The sequence below is a fragment of the Variovorax cryoconiti genome (genome assembly GCF_051216395.1).
Lineage (GTDB): Bacteria > Pseudomonadota > Gammaproteobacteria > Burkholderiales > Burkholderiaceae_C > Variovorax.
Window position 1 is genome coordinate 1 of the sequence record NZ_JBPJZI010000025.1, and the last position, 1,468, is coordinate 1,468.

3 protein-coding genes are annotated in these 1,468 nt (G+C 63.8%); 2 read left to right on the top strand and 1 reads right to left on the bottom strand.

The window, feature by feature from the left end; genetic code table 11:
- The first annotated feature begins 275 nt into the window (after nucleotides 1-275).
- Both ACSFA2_RS25380 and ACSFA2_RS25385 read left to right on the top strand, forming a co-directional pair.
- The gene (locus ACSFA2_RS25380; protein WP_435458104.1) at nucleotides 276-785 is read left to right on the top strand and encodes a hypothetical protein; all 510 of its coding nucleotides are present in this window, start codon (nucleotides 276-278) and stop codon (nucleotides 783-785) included.
- Nucleotides 786-823: 38 nt separating this feature from the next.
- The gene (locus ACSFA2_RS25385; RefSeq protein ID WP_435458105.1) at nucleotides 824-1,180 is read left to right on the top strand and encodes a hypothetical protein; all 357 of its coding nucleotides are present in this window, start codon (nucleotides 824-826) and stop codon (nucleotides 1,178-1,180) included.
- Here ACSFA2_RS25385 and ACSFA2_RS25390 read toward each other — a convergent pair.
- Nucleotides 1,129-1,468, bottom strand: a 340-nt coding sequence (locus tag ACSFA2_RS25390; protein ID WP_435458106.1) for a pilin, incomplete at its 5' end; no start/stop codon positions are given. The genes ACSFA2_RS25385 and ACSFA2_RS25390 overlap by 52 nt on opposite strands.

Genomic DNA, 1,468 nt, shown 5'->3' on the forward strand with positions numbered 1-1,468 from the left:
AGCAGCAGTGCAAGCAGCAGCGGCACGAGCGGCAACTCGGCCGTTGATGCTGCGTTGAAGACCTGCGCGGCCAGCGTGACCAAGGATTCGAACGGCGGCCCAGACGAGACCGCGATGACTGCTTGCATGACCAAGGCGGGCTTTACCAAGCCTTCGCAAGACGGCGGCAGGCCGCCACCACCCCCCGGCAGTGCACCCCGGAAATGACGGTACGGCAGCGGCTGCCTCGCAGCAGCCGACGCCGGAAGGCGACTGAGAGCAATACATTGCCGCATGTGCACGACGGCCTCGCACCCGAGGGCGGCCCGGAGCTGAGGTCGGACGCCATCAGCCTCGAGGCCGCCATCGCGATGACCGGCATCAGCAAGCGCACGCTGTGGCGTCGCGTGTCCGACGGCACTATCGCCAAGCACAAGGAAGACGCGCGGGGACGGGCGATGCTCGCCTTTGCGCAGATCGCCGGCCTGATCAAGCTCGATCTGTCTGACGAAGACCTGCACATGATCGTGAAGGCCGACAGCGTCGATGCGAACGCTCAGGCCGATGTCGGCGAGATGTTCTTCGTCGCGGGCCGATTCGATGCGGCGGTCTACTGGCTCGATCTGGCGGCCGCGCAAGGTAATGCCGACGCCATGCAGTGGCTCGGCAACTGCCATGCATCGGGCCTGGGCGTGCCGAAGGACGACAGCCTCGCGATCATGTGGATCGCCAAGGCGGCTTTGCTGGGGCATCCGGTGGCCTGCCAGCAGATTCAAGGCATGGGGGCGGGATGCGGCGAGCCGTAGCTGTGCGCTCGTCCGTTCGGATCGCCTGTTCCGCTCTCATGCTCGTGGTGCTGGCAGGTTGTGGGGATTCGCATGTGCCGGACGACGAGTCGGCCGACTTCGGTGCAAGCGTCGTGGCTCGCTACGTGATCGTCGCGCAGCAGAAATGCAATACAGCGGGAACGCCTGATCTCTATGAATGCGCCGAAGCGCCATCGTCGGCAACAGGCGAGCGACTGGCGGCTCGCACGGCGCTCGACGTGTATCAGATCTTTCAGCGCTGCTGTTACGAGACTGCGGGTGCGGGAAAGTGCGAGGCGCTGATGGAAACCGCATATCTGAAGGCCAAAGCGCAGGAATTTCGTCATCCGGGAGCAGACGTCAAAGAGCCGCCCGAGGGCGGCTTTTCTCCGTGAGATGCGTATGAGGTACGGCAGTTTGCGGGGACGTACTTGTCCTTGATCGAACCCTTCTTGGCTTGCGCAGCCGCATTGGCGGTGGTGCTGCCCGTCGATGCGCAGATCCAGGTGATGGAGCCACTTGACGGAATGGTCGAAGCGGTTGACGTGCCAGCCAGCGCAGTACCGCTGGCCGTCGAACCATCCACGGGAACCAGCGTCAGCGTGGCGCCACTGTCGATTGAGCTGTCATAGGTGATCGTGATCGTACCGGTGGTCTGATCTATGGCGACGCTTGCGACATTC